We start from the raw sequence: 18,005 nt of genomic DNA on the forward strand, positions 1-18,005 counted from the left end.
ATTCCCCAGCACCGACCGTGCGGCGGCGCGTTTCGAGCCATGTAACATTGTCCGCGAGCCAAAGATGACCATAGTTACGATAGCCGGCTCAGCATGTGTCCATTTTTCAACTCATTGCAAAATCTCGAAAAGCGCCCCGCGCGAACGCCTGACATGGCACAGACAAATAAGCCGGCTACCAAAATATCCACCCCGAGACATTTTGGCGTGTGTTTGTCGGCACGGCTTCCAGACCGTTATCAACCAGGTTCATCTCGAAGACGTCTCCGGCCGGTGACGTCGCCGAAATGCCTCTATGATCTGCGCCATGATGGCGACCGCGATTTCGGCGGGGCTGGCAGCGCCGATATCGAGCCCGATCGGCGCTGCGATCCGACAGAGCTCATCGTCATCATGTCCGAGCGCCTTCAGCCTTTCGAGCCGCTTGCCATGCGTCTTGCGGCTGCCCAGCGCGCCGACATAGAAACAGTTGGCCGTAAGCGCGGCCGACAGCGGAAAGTCGTCGATCTTTGGATCGTGAGTGACCACCGCAACGGCCGTATAGCTGTCGAACGGTTCTCCGGCCAGAACCTCCTCCGGCCAATCCGTCAAAAGCCTCACCCCGTCGAATCGCTCGGGCGTGGCAAAGGCGGTCCGCGGATCGATGATCGTCAGGTCGTAACCGGCGATGCGGGCGATCGGAGCCAGTGCCTGGCTGATATGGACGGCGCCGATCACCACGATCCGCGGTGGCGGAACATATGGATTGATGAACACGGCACCATCGGCCGTCTCGACCGTCGCAGCCTTGCCGGATCGCAGCGCCGTGCCGATTTCCGCGGACAACGGCCGATCCTTCATCTCCTCCTCGAGGACGAGTTCGACCTCTCCGGTGGAAAGCCGGGTCAGCAGCACCGCCCCTTTGCGTTCTGCCCGCGTTCTGTTGAGCCGTACCAGCGTCTCGATCCGCATCAGCCGAGCCTCTCGACATAGACGCGAATGCGGCCGCCGCAGGAAAGCCCCACCTGCCACGCGGTCTCGTCGGCAACCCCGAATTCCAGCATCTTCGGCTCTCCGGATCCGATCACCTCGATTGCTTCGGCAATGACCGCGCCTTCGACGCAACCACCCGAGACGGAGCCCTCGAAATTGCCGGCGGCATCGATCACCAGATTTGCGCCGGCGGGCCGCGGCGCAGAACCCCAGGTGTCGATCACCGTGGCGACCGCCACCTCACGCCCCTCCTCGGACCAGCGCTGGGCGGTCGCAAGCGGGTCGAGTATCGGCTCAAGCGGTCGGGCTTGATGCATGGTGAAGTCCTCTCAGGGCTGGAAGGAACAGGATAGGCATGCTGATGACATGGTGCGCGAAGCAAGCATTTGCCAGATGCAAACCCAAGCACTCGCACAAGAAGGGGGTGTCGCGGATCATCGCCCGAAGCGACATCGAAGCGCAATCGCCGTGAATCGGGAAAAAGCTTTGACGCCCCGGCCGCGGCGGTTAAAGGTGCAGCGAACAGTGTCTCAAGGAAAAGCATGCCGTCCCTGCCTTCCAGCCTTGTCGTCCTGATGACTGCGGCCCTTGCCTATGCCGCTCCCGCCTCTGCGGCCTCTGCAGGCGTCATTGGCGTCGTCGCACCGAAGTCCGGTCCCTATGCGCTGCTCGGCGCCCAGGTTCTGGCCGGTGCAAGGGCCGCCGCGGCAGCAACCGGCGACAAGCTGGTCGAAGTCGACGAAAGCTGCGATGAGGCCGGCGGAGCTGCGGCCGCCAAGGCATTGACCGATGGCGGCGCCTCGATCGCGGTCGGGTTTCTCTGCGTAGAAACCCTGACCGCCGCCATGCCCGTTCTGGCGAGCCACAATATTGCGGCCATCACCATCTCCGTGCGTTCGCCGATCGTCATGGAAGATGCTTTGCGCAACGGCTGGCCACTGTTTCGCATGGCGCCGTCCGAAAAGGCAGAGGCGGACAAGGTGGCCGAGGTCATCGGCAAATTGTGGAAGGCCGATCCGATCGCCTTCGTCGACGACGGCACGATCTATGGCCGGGAACTGGTCAACGCGGTACGCCAGAAACTCGAGCCGATCGGCATTACGCCTGTCTTTACCGATACGATGCGGCCGGGACAGGAACAGCAGATCGCACTGGTCCGCAGGCTGCAGAAGGCCGGTGCCACGCATGTCCTGATCGGCGCAGAACGCAATGATGTGGCAATCGTCGCCCGCGATGCGGCATCTGAAAACATCCCCCTGACGGTTCTGGGCGGAGATACGATGCAGGCCGCCAATCGGCCCGTGCCGCTTCGCGATGGCGCGCTCGCCGTCTCCGAGCCACCCTATGACGCGCAGCCCGGCACCAACGATGTGGTGGCCGGCCTCGAACGCCAGGGCGTGGAGGCCGAAGGCAATGTTCTGCCGGCCTATGCCGCGATCCAGATCGCCAGCCAGGCCCTTGCCTCGACAGGCAGCCAGTCGGGCAAGCCCGGAACGCTTTCCGCCGCATTGGCGGGCCATCAGTTCCGCACCGTGATCGGCAGTATCGGCTTCACCGACAGCCACGAACTTGAGGCCAACCCCTACCGCCTGCTCGAATGGCGGGGCAACGCCTTCGTGCCGCTTAACCCCGAAGGCGAGTAGCGATTGCGACCGCTGCCCGACAATGTTACTCGGCGGCCCAAACAGGAGACCAGTCCACCATGACCCAATCCGCCATGCCCCAAGCCGCCACGACATTGCCGCTTCGCATTGCTCCCTCGATCCTCGCCTCGGATTTTTCCAGGCTTGGCCAGGAGGTCAGGGATGTTGTCGATGCCGGCGCCGACTGGGTGCATCTCGACGTCATGGACGGCCATTTCGTTCCCAATATTTCCTTCGGTCCCGACGTCATCAAGTCGCTGCGTCCCTATACCGACGCCTTCTTCGACTGCCACCTGATGATCGCGCCTGTCGACCCCTATATCGAGGCCTTCGCCAAGGCCGGCTGCGATGGCATCACCGTCCATGCAGAGGCAGGCCCGCACCTGCACCGGTCGCTGCAGGCCATCCGAGGCCTCGGCAAGAAGGTCGGCGTCACGCTCAATCCAGCGACCCCGATCTCGGTCCTGGAAAACGTGCTCGATGACGTCGACCTCATCCTGGTCATGAGCGTCAATCCCGGTTTCGGCGGCCAGAAGCTCATTCCGGCGACGCTGGAAAAGATCTCCCGCATCAAGTCCATGATCGGTGACAGGCCGATTGAGCTGGAAGTGGATGGAGGCATCACCACCGAGACGATCGCCGCCGCCCACCGAGCCGGTGCCAACGTCTTCGTTGCCGGCTCCGCCGTCTACAAGGGCGGCAGCAAGGACGCCTATCGCGCCAACATTTCTGCCCTGGTTGCCGCCGCCAAGGCCTGAACCGGTTAAAAACCGGGCATTCGGCCATTGCTGCGCCCGGCTCCCCACCCTTTTCTCCCTAAAACATTGAGCTTTGCCGCCGTTCTTGATAGAGCGGCGGCAATTCTATCCAAGCAAGCGAGCTGCCCATGATCCCCCGTTATTCCCGACCGGAAATGGTCGCCATCTGGTCGCCGGAAACCAAGTTCCGCATCTGGTTCGAAATCGAGGCACATGCCTGCGATGCGCTGGCCGCAATCGGCGTCATTCCGAAGTCGGCAGCCGAAACGATCTGGGAAAAAGGCGGCAAGGCCGAATTCGACGTTGCCCGCATCGATGAGATCGAAGCCGTCACCAAGCACGATGTCATCGCCTTCCTGACCCATCTCGCCGAATTCGTCGGCCCGGACAGCCGTTTCATCCACCAGGGCATGACCTCGTCCGACGTGCTCGACACGACGCTCAATGTCCAGCTCGTGCGCGCAACCGACATCCTGCTTGCCGATATCGACCGCGTTCTGGCAGCCTTGAAGGCCCGCGCCTTCGAACACAAGGATACGGTCCGCATCGGCCGTAGCCACGGCATCCATGCCGAGCCGACGACGATGGGCCTCACCTTCGCCCGCTTCTATGCCGAGATGGACCGCAACAAGACCCGTCTTCTCGAAGCCCGCGAAGAGATCGCCACCTGCGCCATCTCGGGCGCCGTCGGCACCTTCGCCAATATCGACCCGCGCGTCGAAGAGCATGTCGCGGCAGCGCTGGGCCTGAAGCCCGAGCCGGTCTCGACCCAGGTCATCCCGCGTGACCGCCATGCCATGTATTTCGCCATCCTCGGCGTCATCGCCTCGTCGATCGAGAACGTCGCGATCGAGATCCGCCACATGCAGCGCACCGAAGTGCTCGAGGCGGAAGAATTTTTCTCGCCGGGCCAGAAGGGTTCGTCGGCCATGCCGCACAAGCGCAACCCGGTCCTGACCGAAAACCTGACAGGCCTGTCGCGTCTCGTGCGCATGTCGGTCGTCCCGGCCATGGAAAACGTTGCCCTCTGGCACGAACGCGACATCAGCCATTCGAGCGTCGAGCGCGCCATCGGCCCCGACACGACAGTGACCCTCGATTTCGCCCTGAACCGTCTCGCCGGCGTCATCGAAAAGCTGGTCATCTACCCCGAGAACATGTTGAAGAACATGAACAAGTTCAAGGGACTGGTGATGAGCCAGCGCGTTCTGCTCGCACTCACACAGGCCGGCGTATCCCGCGAGGATGCCTATCGCCTCGTGCAGCGCAATGCGATGAAGGTCTGGGAACAGGGCAAGGACTTCCTTGAGGAACTGCTCGCCGACGAGGAAGTGCGGGCCGCCCTTTCAGAAGAAGAGATCCGCGAAAAATTCGATCTCGGTTACCACACCAAGCATGTCGACACGATTTTCAATCGCGTCTTCGGCGAAGCTTGATATCGACCTTGAAAACACACAGATAAGCGGCATGAAAGCGTCCGAAGCCGATATCCTCATCATTCCCGGTTACACCAATTCCGGTCCTGACCACTGGCAGACCCGTTGGGAGCAGAAGCTCGCAACGGCGCGCCGGGTAGAACAGGCGGAATGGTCGAAACCGGTCAAGGAAGACTGGGTCCAGCGTCTCGTCGAGGAGGTCAATGCCTCGACGAAACCTGTCGTGTTGGTTGCCCATTCGCTCGGCGTGCCGACGGCCATCCATGCCATTCCGCATTTCAGGAAGCCGGTGGCCGGCGCATTTTTCGTGGCGCCGCCGGATGTGCAGAACCCGAAGATCAGGCCGAAACACCTGATGACCTTCGGTCCCTATCCGCGTGATCCGCTGCCGTTCCCGTCGCTGACGGTGGCAAGTCGCAACGACCCCTTCGGCACTTACGACCACGCGGACGATATTACCAATGCCTGGGGCTCACTGCTGGTCGATGCAGGGGAATCGGGTCATATCAATGCCGAGTCCGGCCATGGTCCCTGGCCGGAAGGCACGATGGTGTTTGCGCAGTTCCTGAGCCGGTTGAAGCCCTGAAGGTTTCATCGGCCGGAACCGGTTCGTTCAGGCGGCCTTCAGCGCCTGGAAGGCTTCGGTGAGCATGTCGCTCATGCGGGTCTGCAGTTCTTGATCGCTGAGGGCGACGCCGGCCACGTCGAATTCATGACGTAATTTCGTGGCTAGATCGGCGTTCGGGCCATCGGTAATGCTGGCATCGACGAGATCATGCGCATAGGCTTCGGCATCGGGAATACCGAGGCGCGCAGCGGCCCAGAGGCCGGCAAGCTTGACGCGGAGGGTCTTGGCACGGAACTCGAAAGTCTGGCTGTAGGCAAAAGTGATTTCGTGCGCGCAAGCGCCCTTACGAACTGCGTTTGTCATAAATAACCCCTGTTTTAATCTTGTCGTTACTGGCCTTGTTGATCGGCTCGACTTGAGAATTAGGAGAAAAACTTTGCGAATCCGTGTAGGTTTAATCTGAATGATTTATAACCTTCTCAGATGACCGCGACCATCGCCGGGGCGCATTGTGAAATGCGTTCATTTCGGTTAAGGGACCGCTTCGAGCATCTTCCATTGCGCCCGGTGGGCGCCCAGAACGAGATAAGAACATCATGAATCGTCGCCGCCGTATCTACGAAGGCAAGGCAAAGATCCTTTACGAAGGACCCGAGCCGGGCACGCTGATCCAATTCTTCAAGGACGATGCCACAGCCTTCAACAAGAAGAAGCATGATGTCATTGACGGCAAGGGCGTGCTCAACAACCGCATCTCCGAATACCTGTTCACCCACCTGAACAAGATCGGCATCCCGACGCATTTCATCCGCCGACTGAACATGCGCGAGCAGCTGATCAAGGAAGTCGAGATCATCCCGCTCGAGATCGTCGTGCGCAACGTCGCCGCCGGCTCGCTGTCCGAACGCCTCGGCATCGAGGAAGGCACCGTGCTGCCGCGCTCGATCATCGAATTCTACTACAAGTCCGACCAACTCGCCGACCCTATGGTCTCCGAAGAGCATATCACTGCCTTCGGCTGGGCGAATCCCGCTGAACTCGACGACATCATGGCGCTTGCCATCCGCGTCAACGACTTCCTCTCTGGCCTCTTCCTCGGCGTCGGCATCCAGCTTATCGACTTCAAGATCGAATGCGGGCGCCTGTTCGAAGGCGACATGATGCGCATCATCCTAGCCGACGAGATCTCGCCCGACAGCTGCCGTCTGTGGGATATCGAGACCAGAGAAAAGATGGACAAGGATCGTTTCCGTCGCGACCTCGGCGGTCTTCTCGAAGCCTATTCCGAAGTCGCCCGCCGCCTCGGCATCATCAACGAAAACGAGCCGATCCGCGGAACGGGTCCGGTTCTGGTCAAGTAATCATCAGGGGTATTTTGCAGTGATCAAGGCACGCGTCACCGTTACGCTCAAGAACGGCGTTCTCGACCCGCAGGGCAAGGCCATCGAAGGCGCCCTCGGCAGCCTCGGCTTCGAAGGCGTCCACCAGGCCCGCCAGGGCAAGGTCTTCGACCTCGAACTCGACACCGCCGACAAGGCCAAGGCCGAGACCGATCTCAAGGCCATGTGCGAGAAGCTTCTGGCAAACACGGTGATTGAGAACTACACTATCGCAATCGACTAAAGGTTGCGGAGAGCGCGTGATGACCGAGATCAACGGTGAGTTGATGTACGAACTCTTGAAGAAGCTTCATCAGCGCTTCGACAAGGTTGATATCGCGATCAGCGAGTTGCGCGCCGACCACATGACACTGAGAGGGCAACTTCATGTGCTCCAGGGAGACGTGAACAATGTTCGCGTTTCCATTGGGCATATCGAAAGCCGCCTCGACCGTATCGAAAACCGCCTGGAACTGCGGGAGTTCCAGGAAGCCCAAGCAAGGTTTGAACCACAGCCATGAAGTCAGCCGTCGTCCAGCTCCCAGGCCTCAACCGCGATCGCGACATGATCGCCGCCCTCACCAAGATCTCCGGCAAGGCGCCGATCACCGTCTGGCAGACGGAAACGGCCATTGCCGATGACGTCGATCTGATCGTCATTCCGGGCGGCTTTTCCTATGGCGATTACCTGCGCTGCGGCGCGATTGCCGCCCGCATGCCGGTCATGCGGGCAATCAAGGAAAAGGCCGAAAAGGGCGTCAAGGTTCTCGGCGTCTGCAACGGCTTCCAGATCCTCGTCGAGGCCGGCCTTCTGCCGGGCGCCTTGATGATGAACGCCTCGCTGAAATTCGTCTGCAAGGAAGTCAAGCTCGAAGTCGTCAATGCTGACACAGACTTCACCCGCGCCTATGAAAAGGGCCAGGTCATCCGCTGCCCCGTTGCCCACCACGAGGGCAACTATTTCGTCGACCAGGAAACCCTGAAGTCGATGAACGGCAACGGCCAGGTCGTCTTCCGCTATGCAGAAGGCACCAACCCGAACGGCGCGATCGAGAACATTGCGGGCGTCGTCAACACCCGCGGCAACGTGCTTGGCATGATGCCCCATCCGGAAAACCTGATCGAGGCTGCCCATGGCGGCAGCGACGGTCGCGGCATCTTCGCCTCCGCACTCGACGTCATCGCAGCCTGAACATCATCAAGCACGGCGGCCTCCCCCAAGGCCGCCCTGCGACGTCAAAGCCAATTCGGAAACGACCAGCAGATGTCCTGCCGCATTAAGACTGCCCTCTCCATCGCGATTCTCTCCGCCCTTCTGGCAGCCTGCCAGTCCAAACCGGTCGCCATGGGCACCCCGTCGGCTCTCGACGTCATGGAAAGGGTTGCCGTCGCAGCAAACCGCTGCTGGTTCAAGTCGGGCGACGTCGCTTTCAAGACCTACGCATTCTCGCCCGAACTGTCCTCCTTCTCGGGCCGGCCGCGCATTCTTCTCAGCCGCAAGGGATCGTCGGACATCCGTCCGCTTCTCGTCATCCAGGCAGAGGGCCAGCCTGCAAAGCTCAGCGCCTTCGGTCCAATGATGAACGAACAGATCTCCGGCCGCATCAATTCCGACGTGAAGCGCTGGGCGGCCGGCAACAGCAATTGCTGATGCCGATGATTTGAGTGCAAGCCTGACAATATTGCGCTCAGCATAGATCAAGACAAAACAGCCCGTCCGGCGGTTGGGACTGCCGGACGGGCTGTTTTCATCTGCGATTGCAGACGATCAGATGATCAGGCGAGGAAGCGCGACTTTGCGACCTCCCGTTCGGCGGCAATCCGCGTCACGCCGATATCCTGCAACTGACCGTGATCCATGTCACGCAGCACTCGCCGCCCGGCACGGCGTGTCTGCCAATTGCGCACAATATCCAGCAATCCGGCAATAAATCCCGTACGCACCGGCATCGGCGCCGGCGGCAGCATGTCGCCCACGACATGGAACGCGGATTCGCGTTCGTAGCGATCCGGATATATTGTATCGATTGTACTGAGGTACTCTTCGTACTTGCGCATATTGCACCTATGGGGCGTTGGCGTGCATTCGGTGCAATTTGGATACATTGACTCACGCATTGCCACAATGTAATCATTGTCACCATGACAAATTGGCTTCCCGATCTTCGCGAGGGCTCCGGCCCCATCTACATCCGCCTTGCCGACGAGATGGAAAAGGCAATTGGCACAGGCGATCTGGCCGCCGGCAGCAAATTGCCGCCGCAGCGCAACCTCGCCTATGACATCGGGGTGACAATCGGCACGATCAGCCGTGCCTATTCGCTGCTGCACGAACGCGGACTGGTGAGTGGCGAAGTCGGCCGCGGCACGTATGTTCTCTCGCGCAGCGAAAGCGCGCCACATCCGGGCCACGATCCGGTCACCAGCAGCCTTGCGGGAACGCGCCCGCTCAACACACCTGCCGGAAAAATCCGCTTCGACAGCACGGCCGCGCCCGAAATCGGTCAGAGCGAAACAATTGCGTCGATCGTCTCCGATATCCTGACGGACCGCGCCCATGACGTGGTGAGCTACACGCGTGGCTTTCCGGAACACTGGCAGGAGGCCGGCCGACGCTGGCTGAGCTATGGCGACTGGGCGCCGCAGGCCGAGGCAGTGGTGCCGACATTGGGTGCCCATGCCGGCATCATGGCGATCATCAGCGTGCTGACCAATCCCGGCGACCGGATCGTCTTCGAACACCTGACCTATTCGCAGGTCAGCCGTGCCGTCGGCCTGATCGGCCGACGCATATCGCTGGTCGATTCCGACCGCCAAGGTGTCTCGCCCGACGATTTCGAGCGCGTCTGCGTCCAGGAACATCCGAAGATCGCCTTCTTCATGTCCTCGGCACAGAACCCGACGCTAGCCACCATGCCGTTTGACCATCGCAAGGCGATCGCCGAGATCGCCCGCAGGCACAATGTCTGGCTGATCGAAGACAATCTCTACGGAGCGATGAACAAGAAGGAAATTCCGCTCATCGCCGCCTTCGCGCCGGAGCGAACCTTCGTCGTCGACGGATTGTCGAAATCGGTCTCGGCCGGCATCCGCGGCGGCTGGGTCGCCTGCCCCGCCCATTTTGCCCAACGCGTGCGCGTTGCACACAAGATGATGACCGGCGGCCTTCCCTTCATGCTGGCGGAACTCGCCGCACGGCTGGTCCTCAGCGGCGAGGCAGAGAACATCTGGAACCGATGCCGGGCAGAGATCAACACGCGCGAGGCCCTAGCCCGCCAGACCCTCGCCGGCTACGATTTCAATTCCAACCCGGACATTCCCTTTCTGTGGCTGAAATTGCCCGATCCATGGCTGTCGGCGACTTTCAAGAATGCCGTCTATACAGATGGCGTCCTTATCGATGACGAGGACGAGTTCAAGGCGGGGCGCTCGGAGAAGATCACTCACCGGGTTCGCCTTGGCTTCTCCTCTCCCGTTTCGCGGCAGGAGGTCGATCAGGGTCTCAAGATCGTCCGAGGCCTTCTCGACAGCGGATCGGCCGGTTACGACAGCGTCGCGTAAAGACTGCCCCGCCTCGGCTCTGCACCATCCGGCCACCTATCCCCGACCATTGCCGTCAAGGGCTGATTTTCCTGTCGCACTGACGGGATAGTTAGGCTAAAGAGGCGCAAAAGCCCCGACCGGCAGCCATCCCAGGATAAAAGATGACGATCTCCAATTCCCGCCAGATCACCCCGGAACTTATCGCTTCGCACGGCCTCAAGCCGGACGAGTACCAGCGTATCCTCGATCTGATCGGACGCGAGCCGAGCTTTACCGAGCTTGGCATCTTCTCCGCCATGTGGAACGAGCACTGCTCCTACAAGTCCTCCAAGAAATGGCTGCGTACGCTGCCGACCAAGGGCCGCCGCGTCATCCAAGGACCGGGCGAAAATGCCGGTGTCGTCGATATCGATGATGGCGACGTCGTCGTCTTCAAGATGGAGAGCCACAACCACCCGTCCTATATCGAGCCCTATCAGGGAGCTGCGACCGGCGTTGGCGGCATTCTGCGCGACGTCTTCACCATGGGCGCGCGCCCGATCGCGGCGATGAACGCGCTGCGCTTCGGCGCGCCGGATCACGCCAAGACCAAGCATCTCGTCTCCGGCGTCGTGGCCGGCGTCGGCGGCTACGGCAACTCCTTCGGCGTCCCGACTGTCGGTGGCGAAGTCGAGTTCGACGCCCGCTACAACGGCAATATCCTCGTCAACGCCTTTGCAGCCGGCCTTGCCAAGTCGGACGGTATCTTCCTGTCGGAGGCCAAGGGCGTCGGCCTTCCGGTCGTCTATCTCGGCGCTAAGACCGGACGTGATGGCGTAGGCGGCGCAACCATGGCATCGGCAGAATTCGACGAGTCGATCGAGGAAAAGCGCCCGACCGTTCAGGTCGGCGACCCCTTCACCGAAAAATGCCTGCTCGAAGCCTGCCTCGAACTGATGAAGACCGGCGCCGTCATCGCCATCCAGGACATGGGCGCCGCCGGCCTCACCTGCTCGGCCGTCGAAATGGGCGCCAAGGGCGACCTCGGCATCGAGCTTTATCTCGACAAGGTGCCTGTCCGCGAAGAGCAGATGACGGCCTACGAAATGATGCTGTCGGAAAGCCAGGAGCGTATGCTCATGGTTCTCGAACCCTCCAAGGAAGAAGTCGCCAAGGCAATCTTCGTCAAGTGGGGTCTCGATTTCGCCATCGTCGGCAAGACCACCGACGACCTGCGCTTCCGCGTCCTGCACCAGGGCGAGGAAGTCGCCGATCTGCCGATCAAGGATCTCGGCGACCAGGCTCCCGAATATGACCGTCCGTGGATCCAGCACAACGGCCGCGCGCCGCTGCCGGCAAACGAAGTCGCCGAGCCCGCCGATTACAACGAAGCCCTGCTCAAGCTCGTCGCTTCGCCGAACCAGTCCAGCCGCCGCTGGGTCTGGGAACAGTATGACACGCTGATCCAGGGCAATTCCCTGCAGCTGCCTGGCGGCGATGCCGGCGTCGTGCGCGTCGAAGGCCATGCGTCGAAGGCGCTCGCCTTCTCCTCCGACGTCACCCCGCGTTACGTCGAGGCCGACCCGTATGAAGGCGGCAAGCAGGCGGTTGCCGAGTGCTGGCGCAACATCGTTGCGACCGGCGCGGAACCGCTGGCTGCCACCGACAACCTCAATTTCGGCAATCCGGAAAAGCCGGAAATCATGGGCCAGCTCGTCGGCGCCATCAAGGGTATCGGCGAGGCCTGCACCGCGCTCGACTTCCCGATCGTCTCCGGCAACGTCTCGCTCTACAACGAGACCAACGGCATCGCCATCCTGCCGACCCCCACCATTGCCGGCGTCGGCCTGCTCGGTGATTGGCAGAAGATGGCCCGCATCGGCTCGGCCAAGGATGGTGACGTGCTGATCATGATCGGCATCGATGGCAGCCATCTCGGCTCCTCCGTCTACCTGCGTGACGTGCTTGATTCCACCGATGGCCCGGCGCCGACGGTCGATCTCGTTGCCGAGCGCCGCAATGGCGAATTCGTCCGCGCCGTCATCCGCAATGCGCAGGTCACCGCCTGCCACGACATTTCGTCCGGCGGCCTGGGTGTGGCCCTCGCCGAAATGGCGATGTCCTCTGGCAAGGGCCTCGATGTCAGCCTGGCCGACCAGCAGGGTCCGGCCCACGCTCTGCTCTTCGGTGAAGACCAGGCCCGCTACGTCATCGCCGTTCCGGCCGATCTCGCCGACTTCGTTACCGCCAGCGCCGAAAGCGCCGGCGTGCCCTTCCGCACGCTCGGCAAGGTCGGCGGCGACAGCCTCGCCATCGACGGTATCGTCAAGGTTTCGGTCGCCGAGCTCAAGACCGCCCATGAAGGCTGGTTCCCCGCCTTCATGGCGTGATCGCCCGCAGACAGCACGAAGCTGACAGTATTGAATTGAGGACAATGCCGGCGAAGAGTAATCTTCGCCGGCATTGTCGCTTTGACCGCACGTCCGGTTTGAGGCACTGTTCGGTTGAACACGTGCCCGGATGCGATTCCGGACCAGAAAGAAGGACGAAAACTGCATGCCCATGCGACCCGGCGAAATCGAAGACATGATCAAGGCGGGACTTCCCGGTGCCAAGGTCACCATACGCGACCTCGCCGGCGACGGAGATCATTACGCCGCCGAAGTCGTGGCGGAGCAGTTCCGCGGCAAGAGTCGGGTCCAGCAGCACCAGATGGTCTACGAGGCGCTGAAGGGCAATATGGGCGGCGTCCTGCACGCGCTCGCCCTGCAGACATCCGCACCCGCCGACTGAGCACCCATTCGCCACTGCGGATCGGCCCGGCCCTCTCCCTGCCGAAGCCGCTTGTGACGGTGCGATAGCGCTGGAATTAATAAGCCTGCCTTGCTATTTAAAGACAACGCAGCGCAGCGGTCCTTGAAACCGCATGTGAAAGGATAGAGATTATGAGCGGTATTAACGATTTCATCGGCAACGAAATCAAGACCAACGACGTCGTGCTTTTTATGAAGGGCACGCCCCAGTTTCCCCAGTGTGGCTTCTCCGGCCAGGTCGTTCAGATCCTGGATTACCTCGGTGTCGACTATAAGGGCATCAACGTCCTTGCCGACGCGGAAATCCGCCAGGGCATCAAGGATTACTCCAACTGGCCGACCATCCCGCAGCTCTACGTCAAGGGCGAATTCGTCGGCGGTTGCGACATCGTCCGCGAGATGTTCCAGTCGGGCGAGTTGCAGAGCCATTTCGAAGGTCAGGGCGTGAGCGTACGCGGCGCCGCCTGATCCCGCCCGAAGCGGCTTATATTGCATTGCATCGTTCGAAGGCGCCGCCCCCCTGCGGCGCCTTTCCCATTGTTTAGGAAATCGCTGTGACCAATCCCCCTCAACCGGCGCCGGCTCGTCTTAACGGCGTCAGCAAGACCGAATTCATCGGCATGATGGCGGCCCTGATGGCGTGTAATGCACTCGCCATCGACATCATGCTCCCTGCCCTTCAGCAGATCGGCGAAGCGCTCGGGGTCGACAATCCGAATCACCGGCAATATGTCGTCTCCACCTATCTCTTCGGTTTCGGCTTCGCCCAGCTCGTCTACGGCCCCTTGTCGGACCGATTCGGCCGCCGCAAGCCACTCATGATCGGCCTTGCCATCTACATCATTTCGGCCATCGCCGTCGTCTTCGTTCCGAGCTTTGCCGGGCTGCTTATTCTGCGCTTCACCCAGGGCCTCGGCTCCGCCGCGACGCGCGTCATTTCCGTTTCGATCGTCCGCGACGTCTATGGCGGCCGCGCCATGGCCGAAGTCATGTCGCTGATCATGATGGTCTTCATGATCGTGCCGGTGATTGCGCCGGGCACCGGGCAGATGGTGCTTTTCTTCGGCAACTGGCACCTGATCTTCGCCTTCATCGCCGTCGTCGGCGCGGTCGTCATGTGGTGGATCGCCCGCCGACTGCCGGAAACACTGGCATCTGAAGACATCCGGCCTTTCACCGCCTCATCGGTACTCGCCGGCTTCGTCATCGTTCTGACAAACCGTGTGGCGCTCTGTTACACGCTCGCCAGCACCTTCATCCTTGGTGCGCTGTTCGGCTTCGTCAACTCTGCCCAGCAGGTCTATGTCGGTGTCTACCAGCTCGGAGCGGCGTTCCCCCTCGCCTTTGCCTGCGTCGCACTTTTCATGTCGCTTTCGGCGTTCGTCAATTCACGCCTCGTCGGCCGTTTCGGTATGCGTCGCCTCTCCCACGGCGCACTTCTCGGCTTCATGACAGTCACCTTCTGCTGGCTTCTGGTGCAGCTCCTGTCGCCACACCCGATGCCGCTGGTGCTCTTCCTGGCGTTTTTCTCGCTCACCATGTTCCAGTTCGGCTGGATCGCCTCGAACTTCAACTCGCTGGCCATGGAGCCGCTCGGCCATGTCGCCGGCACGGCGTCTTCGGTCCTCGGCTTTCTCGGAACCGTCGGTGGTGCAGCCATCGGCGCCATGATCGGCCAGTCCTTCAACGGCACGGCGCTGCCGATGATCGCGGGCTTCTTCTCGGTCTCGGTCGTCGGCCTCGTCTTCGTGCTGATCGGCGAAAAGGGCAAGCTCTTCCAGCCGCACAACAAGAAGATCTGACGTCGTCGATCCTCGCCGCCTCCAGGCGGATTGCCGACCAACAGCCTTCAATGAAAAGGGCGCGACGTTAACCAGCGTCGCGGCCTTTTCTTTCAGCGATGTTTTTGGCCATGCGGCCTGCATCCGCACAAACAGAAAGGGCGCACCCACGAGGTGCGCCCTTTCTTGAAACAACAGACAGCCTGTCAGGCTTAAAATCTTTACTGGCCCTGCTTGGCAGCCGCCTGGGCGTCTTCCAGCTTCTTGCGGGCTTCCTCAGCCTTCTTCTGCATGCCTTCTTCCAGCGTACGCTGGCTTTCGGCAAGCTGCGACTGGGTGATTGCCGGGCCGTCGAAGGCGCCGGTGAATCCGGTCAGCGCAACCTTGATCGGGTTCGGCGCGCGACGGAAGTTCATCGACGTGAAGACCACTTCGTTGCCCTTCTTCAGGCTTGCGATCATCGGGTCGGTAAGCGGAACTTCGGCCGTGCACTTGTCGGGCAGGCAGACGGTGTAGTCGAGCTTCATGCCCTTGCCGCCGTCGATCTGCATGACGATGCCCGGAGGAACGAGGCGAGCGGTCGGAACCGAAACCTGCAGGATCTTGCGGTTGATCTTGCCGTCGAGCGTGATCAGGCCGACAGCGGTGATCAACTGGCCGTTCTGAGCCAGGATGACGTTCTGCACGACGCAGAGATCGCTGTCTTCCTGCTTCGTGCAGGTCTTGAACCAGCCGAGCGGCGGAGCGCCCGGAGCAGCGGGAGCTGCCGCCTGCTGTGCAGATGCCGCGAGCGGCATCGCAGCCGCGCCGACGGTAAGAGCCAGAGCGGACATGGCAGTCCGCAGGACGTTGGTAGCCTTGAGATTCATAACGAGATCCGTCTCCTGAAAACGCTCGGACGCGGGCGATAATGGCGATGCCTCTGGTGTCCGGTTTGATGTGTCACCTGAGGTTTAAATGAGGCTTTTGAATGACCCCATCTCTGGAGCCTCTGTTACATCGCGGTGGCTCCGATATCCAGCCCCGTTTTTCAACATTCGAACGCCGCAGGACCATCAACACGGCCGTTTTACCGGATAACTGCAAGCATCGACCGTAAAATCGCCGCGGATTCCGGCAAACCCTGCTGCACTGCATCCAAGGTTGGTCGCCGGCGCGGTCTGGTCTATTTTGCGAAGAATCGTTGGTATCTGTCGGGGCTCTTATGTGGCGTTTTCTTATATTACTGATCGCATTCGCAGCACCGCTGCCGTCTCAGGCCCAACAGCTTGACGGCATCGCCATGCATGGCACGCCGGACCTTGCCGCGGGCTTCAGTCATTTCGACTACGTCAATCCTCAGGTAAAAAAAGGCGGCTCCATTCGCTATGGCGTCGTCGGCACCTTCGACAGCCTCAATCCATTCATCCTGAAGAGCATGCGCACCACCGCCCGCGGCCTGTGGGACACGGTTCTCGGCAATCTCGTCTACGAACCGCTGATGACGCGCTCCGCCAACGAGCCCTTCACGCTTTACGGTCTTCTGGCCGAGAGCGTCGAGATGGACGATCAGCGAAGCTTCATCCAGTTCAACCTCAATCCGAAGGCCCGCTGGTCGGATGGCGAGCCGATCACCGCCGATGACGTGATCTTCACCTTCCAGCTTTTAAAGGACAAGGGCCGCATTCCCTTCTCGTCCCGCCTCGATGCGATCGCCAAGATGGAAAAGATCGGCGATCGCAGCGTCCGCTTCACCTTCAACAACAAGGCCGACCGGGAATTTCCGCTCATCCTGGCGAGTTCGACGCCGATCCTGCCCAAGCACGCGATCGATCCCGCCACATTCGACCAGTCGACCCTGAAACCGCCAATCGGCTCCGGCCCGTACCGCATCAAGTCCGTCTCTCCCGGCGAGCGCATCGTATATGAGCGCAACCCGGATTATTGGGGCAAGGACATCCCGTCCAAGATCGGCTTCGACAATTACGATCAGATCTCGATCGAATATTTCCTCCAGGAAAGCACCATGTTCGAGGCCTTTAAAAAGGGCGATCTCGACATCTATCTCGATGGCAGCCCCACCCACTGGACGCGCGCCTATGATTTCCCCGCCGCCCGCAACGGCGAAGTGGTGCAGGACGATTTCAAGCCGAAGCTGCCGACCGGCATGCTCGGCTTCGTCTTCAACACGCGCCGGCCGATCTTTTCCGACGTCAACGTCCGCGCCGGCCTCGCGCTCGCCTTCGATTTCGAATGGGCCAACAGGAACCTGTTCGAAAACGCCTATACGCGCACCGAAAGCTACTGGCAGAATTCCGATCTCACCTCGCTCGGCAGGCCCGCCGACGAGCGGGAGAAGCAATTACTCGGCCCCGCCGTGGCAGATATCGATCCCGATATTCTCGACGGCACCTACCGGCTGCCGAAGACCGATGGCTCGGGCGCCGATCGCACAATCCTGAAAAGGGCCGTCGATCTCCTGGCCAAGGGCGGCTATCACATCGTCGGCGGCAAGATGGTCGACAAGACCGGCCGCCAGCTCGCCTTCGAGGTGATGACCCAGACGACCGACCAGGAAAAGCTCGCCATCACCTACCAGCGCAGCCTGCGCCTGATCGGCGTGGAGATGGCGATCCGCACCGTCGATGATTCGCAATACCAGTCGCGGACCGCGACATTCGACTACGACATGATCGTAAAAGCCTATACCTCGTCGCTCTCCCCGGGCACCGAGCAGCTTGGCAGATGGGGCTCGGCCTCGCGCGACCGCGAAGGCAGCTTCAATTTTGCCGGCACGGCCAGCCCCGACATCGATCATATGATCGAGACCATGCTGACCGCCCGTTCCGAAGAGGATTTTCAGGCCTCTATCCGCGCCTATGACCGGCTGCTGCTTTCCGGCCACTATCTGGTCCCGCTCTACCATGTGCCCGATCAGTGGGTGGCGCGACGCAGCTATATAGGCTATCCCGAAACCTTGCCGCTCTATGGCTACCAGCTCGAAGCCTGGTGGGACAAGCGAGCGCAGTAAGGCAATTCCGGCAGAACCGGGAACCGGTCTTGCCTCCGCAGTTGCCTAGAACAGAACCCCGGAACAGTTTCGCATGTCGACAGAATGCGGACATATTCTCGACACCCCGTGTCATCAAGACAG

Annotated in this window: 20 protein-coding genes; 15 read left to right on the forward strand and 5 right to left on the reverse strand. The window is 61.0% G+C overall.

The genetic code is table 11. The annotated features are described in order from the left end of the window. Positions 1–249: 249 nt before the first annotated feature. Positions 250–951 (reverse strand): XdhC family protein, encoded by a 702-nt coding sequence (locus NCHU2750_RS09345; RefSeq protein ID WP_119940186.1) that lies wholly within the window; start codon positions 949–951, stop codon positions 250–252. Continuing rightward, positions 951–1,289, reverse strand: a complete 339-nt coding sequence (locus NCHU2750_RS09350; protein WP_119940187.1) for an XdhC family protein — start codon at positions 1,287–1,289, stop codon at positions 951–953. Before NCHU2750_RS09350 ends, NCHU2750_RS09345 begins: the two co-directional genes overlap by 1 nt. Positions 1,290–1,514: 225 nt before the next feature. On the opposite strand from NCHU2750_RS09350, the gene NCHU2750_RS09355 reads away from it, so the two are divergent. The 4 genes from NCHU2750_RS09355 (at position 1,515) to NCHU2750_RS09370 (ending at position 5,395) form a co-directional block, all read left to right on the forward strand. Next, entirely contained in the window at positions 1,515–2,615 is a 1,101-nt protein-coding gene (locus NCHU2750_RS09355; protein WP_119940188.1) for an ABC transporter substrate-binding protein, read from the forward strand. Positions 2,616–2,674: 59 nt separating this feature from the next. Then, on the forward strand, positions 2,675–3,373 hold the full coding sequence (rpe, locus tag NCHU2750_RS09360; RefSeq protein ID WP_245480373.1) for a ribulose-phosphate 3-epimerase: 699 nt from the start codon (positions 2,675–2,677) through the stop codon (positions 3,371–3,373). 128 nt (positions 3,374–3,501) lie between these two features. Beyond that, positions 3,502–4,809: an adenylosuccinate lyase gene (purB, locus tag NCHU2750_RS09365; protein WP_119940189.1), complete on the forward strand. Its 1,308-nt coding sequence runs from the start codon at positions 3,502–3,504 to the stop codon at positions 4,807–4,809. Between the two features lie 31 nt (positions 4,810–4,840). Beyond that, positions 4,841–5,395, forward strand: a complete 555-nt coding sequence (locus tag NCHU2750_RS09370; protein ID WP_119940190.1) for an RBBP9/YdeN family alpha/beta hydrolase — start codon at positions 4,841–4,843, stop codon at positions 5,393–5,395. Between the two features lie 27 nt (positions 5,396–5,422). Here NCHU2750_RS09370 and NCHU2750_RS09375 read toward each other — a convergent pair whose 3' ends face one another. Beyond that, positions 5,423–5,740, reverse strand: a complete 318-nt coding sequence (locus tag NCHU2750_RS09375; RefSeq protein ID WP_119940191.1) for an ATPase inhibitor subunit zeta — start codon at positions 5,738–5,740, stop codon at positions 5,423–5,425. A 233-nt stretch (positions 5,741–5,973) separates the two neighbouring features. Here NCHU2750_RS09375 and purC point away from each other — a divergent pair, with 233 nt between their 5' ends. The 5 genes from purC (at position 5,974) to NCHU2750_RS09400 (ending at position 8,407) form a co-directional block, all read left to right on the forward strand. Continuing rightward, positions 5,974–6,738 carry a phosphoribosylaminoimidazolesuccinocarboxamide synthase gene (gene purC, locus NCHU2750_RS09380; RefSeq protein ID WP_119940192.1) on the forward strand — a complete coding sequence of 255 codons (765 nt, stop codon included), beginning with the start codon at positions 5,974–5,976 and terminating at the stop codon, positions 6,736–6,738. A 19-nt stretch (positions 6,739–6,757) separates the two neighbouring features. Continuing rightward, positions 6,758–7,000 carry a phosphoribosylformylglycinamidine synthase subunit PurS gene (gene purS, locus NCHU2750_RS09385; RefSeq protein ID WP_119940193.1) on the forward strand — a complete coding sequence of 81 codons (243 nt, stop codon included), beginning with the start codon at positions 6,758–6,760 and terminating at the stop codon, positions 6,998–7,000. A gap of 19 nt (positions 7,001–7,019) precedes the next feature. After that, positions 7,020–7,277 (forward strand): hypothetical protein, encoded by a 258-nt coding sequence (locus NCHU2750_RS09390; RefSeq protein ID WP_119940194.1) that lies wholly within the window; start codon positions 7,020–7,022, stop codon positions 7,275–7,277. After that, entirely contained in the window at positions 7,274–7,948 is a 675-nt protein-coding gene (gene purQ / locus NCHU2750_RS09395; protein WP_119940195.1) for a phosphoribosylformylglycinamidine synthase subunit PurQ, read from the forward strand. The genes NCHU2750_RS09390 and purQ overlap by 4 nt, the downstream gene beginning before the upstream one ends. Positions 7,949–8,020: 72 nt before the next feature. Next, entirely contained in the window at positions 8,021–8,407 is a 387-nt protein-coding gene (locus NCHU2750_RS09400) for a hypothetical protein (protein WP_119940196.1), read from the forward strand. Positions 8,408–8,532: 125 nt separating this feature from the next. On the opposite strand, the gene NCHU2750_RS09405 is transcribed toward NCHU2750_RS09400, so the two are convergent. After that, a complete protein-coding gene (locus tag NCHU2750_RS09405) occupies positions 8,533–8,814 on the reverse strand; it encodes a DUF1127 domain-containing protein (RefSeq protein ID WP_119940197.1) in 282 nt (93 codons plus the stop codon). 84 nt (positions 8,815–8,898) lie between these two features. On the opposite strand from NCHU2750_RS09405, the gene NCHU2750_RS09410 reads away from it, so the two are divergent. The 5 genes from NCHU2750_RS09410 to NCHU2750_RS09430 all read left to right on the forward strand — a co-directional run bounded on the left by NCHU2750_RS09410 (position 8,899) and on the right by NCHU2750_RS09430 (position 14,893). Then, a complete protein-coding gene (locus NCHU2750_RS09410; protein WP_119940198.1) occupies positions 8,899–10,317 on the forward strand; it encodes an aminotransferase-like domain-containing protein in 1,419 nt (472 codons plus the stop codon). 143 nt (positions 10,318–10,460) lie between these two features. Beyond that, positions 10,461–12,668 (forward strand): phosphoribosylformylglycinamidine synthase subunit PurL, encoded by a 2,208-nt coding sequence (gene purL / locus NCHU2750_RS09415; RefSeq protein ID WP_119940199.1) that lies wholly within the window; start codon positions 10,461–10,463, stop codon positions 12,666–12,668. A gap of 166 nt (positions 12,669–12,834) precedes the next feature. Beyond that, on the forward strand, positions 12,835–13,071 hold the full coding sequence (locus NCHU2750_RS09420; RefSeq protein WP_119943158.1) for a BolA/IbaG family iron-sulfur metabolism protein: 237 nt from the start codon (positions 12,835–12,837) through the stop codon (positions 13,069–13,071). Between the two features lie 152 nt (positions 13,072–13,223). Beyond that, positions 13,224–13,559: a Grx4 family monothiol glutaredoxin gene (grxD, locus tag NCHU2750_RS09425; protein WP_119940200.1), complete on the forward strand. Its 336-nt coding sequence runs from the start codon at positions 13,224–13,226 to the stop codon at positions 13,557–13,559. Positions 13,560–13,711: 152 nt separating this feature from the next. Further along, positions 13,712–14,893: a multidrug effflux MFS transporter gene (locus tag NCHU2750_RS09430; RefSeq protein WP_119943160.1), complete on the forward strand. Its 1,182-nt coding sequence runs from the start codon at positions 13,712–13,714 to the stop codon at positions 14,891–14,893. 200 nt (positions 14,894–15,093) lie between these two features. Here NCHU2750_RS09430 and NCHU2750_RS09435 read toward each other — a convergent pair whose 3' ends face one another. Next, entirely contained in the window at positions 15,094–15,741 is a 648-nt protein-coding gene (locus NCHU2750_RS09435) for an invasion associated locus B family protein (protein WP_119940201.1), read from the reverse strand. Positions 15,742–16,076: 335 nt separating this feature from the next. On the opposite strand from NCHU2750_RS09435, the gene NCHU2750_RS09440 reads away from it, so the two are divergent. Continuing rightward, positions 16,077–17,882: an extracellular solute-binding protein gene (locus NCHU2750_RS09440; RefSeq protein WP_119940202.1), complete on the forward strand. Its 1,806-nt coding sequence runs from the start codon at positions 16,077–16,079 to the stop codon at positions 17,880–17,882. Positions 17,883–18,005: the final 123 nt, after the last annotated feature.

Source organism: Neorhizobium sp. NCHU2750 (assembly GCF_003597675.1).
GTDB lineage: Bacteria > Pseudomonadota > Alphaproteobacteria > Rhizobiales > Rhizobiaceae > Neorhizobium.

Bases quoted from the DNA above. Each gene is read 5' to 3' on its own strand.
- NCHU2750_RS09345 (WP_119940186.1), bottom strand. From the start codon at position 951: ATGCGGATCGAGACGCTGGTACGGCTCAACAGAACGCGGGCAGAACGC.
- NCHU2750_RS09350 (WP_119940187.1), bottom strand. From the start codon at position 1,289: ATGCATCAAGCCCGACCGCTTGAGCCGATACTCGACCCGCTTGCGACC.
- NCHU2750_RS09355 (WP_119940188.1), top strand. From the start codon at position 1,515: ATGCCGTCCCTGCCTTCCAGCCTTGTCGTCCTGATGACTGCGGCCCTT.
- rpe (WP_245480373.1), top strand. From the start codon at position 2,675: ATGACCCAATCCGCCATGCCCCAAGCCGCCACGACATTGCCGCTTCGC.
- purB (WP_119940189.1), top strand. From the start codon at position 3,502: ATGATCCCCCGTTATTCCCGACCGGAAATGGTCGCCATCTGGTCGCCG.
- NCHU2750_RS09370 (WP_119940190.1), top strand. From the start codon at position 4,841: ATGAAAGCGTCCGAAGCCGATATCCTCATCATTCCCGGTTACACCAAT.
- NCHU2750_RS09375 (WP_119940191.1), bottom strand. From the start codon at position 5,740: ATGACAAACGCAGTTCGTAAGGGCGCTTGCGCGCACGAAATCACTTTT.
- purC (WP_119940192.1), top strand. From the start codon at position 5,974: ATGAATCGTCGCCGCCGTATCTACGAAGGCAAGGCAAAGATCCTTTAC.
- NCHU2750_RS09390 (WP_119940194.1), top strand. From the start codon at position 7,020: ATGACCGAGATCAACGGTGAGTTGATGTACGAACTCTTGAAGAAGCTT.
- purQ (WP_119940195.1), top strand. From the start codon at position 7,274: ATGAAGTCAGCCGTCGTCCAGCTCCCAGGCCTCAACCGCGATCGCGAC.
- NCHU2750_RS09400 (WP_119940196.1), top strand. From the start codon at position 8,021: ATGTCCTGCCGCATTAAGACTGCCCTCTCCATCGCGATTCTCTCCGCC.
- NCHU2750_RS09405 (WP_119940197.1), bottom strand. From the start codon at position 8,814: ATGCGCAAGTACGAAGAGTACCTCAGTACAATCGATACAATATATCCG.
- NCHU2750_RS09410 (WP_119940198.1), top strand. From the start codon at position 8,899: ATGACAAATTGGCTTCCCGATCTTCGCGAGGGCTCCGGCCCCATCTAC.
- purL (WP_119940199.1), top strand. From the start codon at position 10,461: ATGACGATCTCCAATTCCCGCCAGATCACCCCGGAACTTATCGCTTCG.
- NCHU2750_RS09420 (WP_119943158.1), top strand. From the start codon at position 12,835: ATGCCCATGCGACCCGGCGAAATCGAAGACATGATCAAGGCGGGACTT.
- grxD (WP_119940200.1), top strand. From the start codon at position 13,224: ATGAGCGGTATTAACGATTTCATCGGCAACGAAATCAAGACCAACGAC.
- NCHU2750_RS09430 (WP_119943160.1), top strand. From the start codon at position 13,712: ATGATGGCGGCCCTGATGGCGTGTAATGCACTCGCCATCGACATCATG.
- NCHU2750_RS09435 (WP_119940201.1), bottom strand. From the start codon at position 15,741: ATGAATCTCAAGGCTACCAACGTCCTGCGGACTGCCATGTCCGCTCTG.
- NCHU2750_RS09440 (WP_119940202.1), top strand. From the start codon at position 16,077: ATGTGGCGTTTTCTTATATTACTGATCGCATTCGCAGCACCGCTGCCG.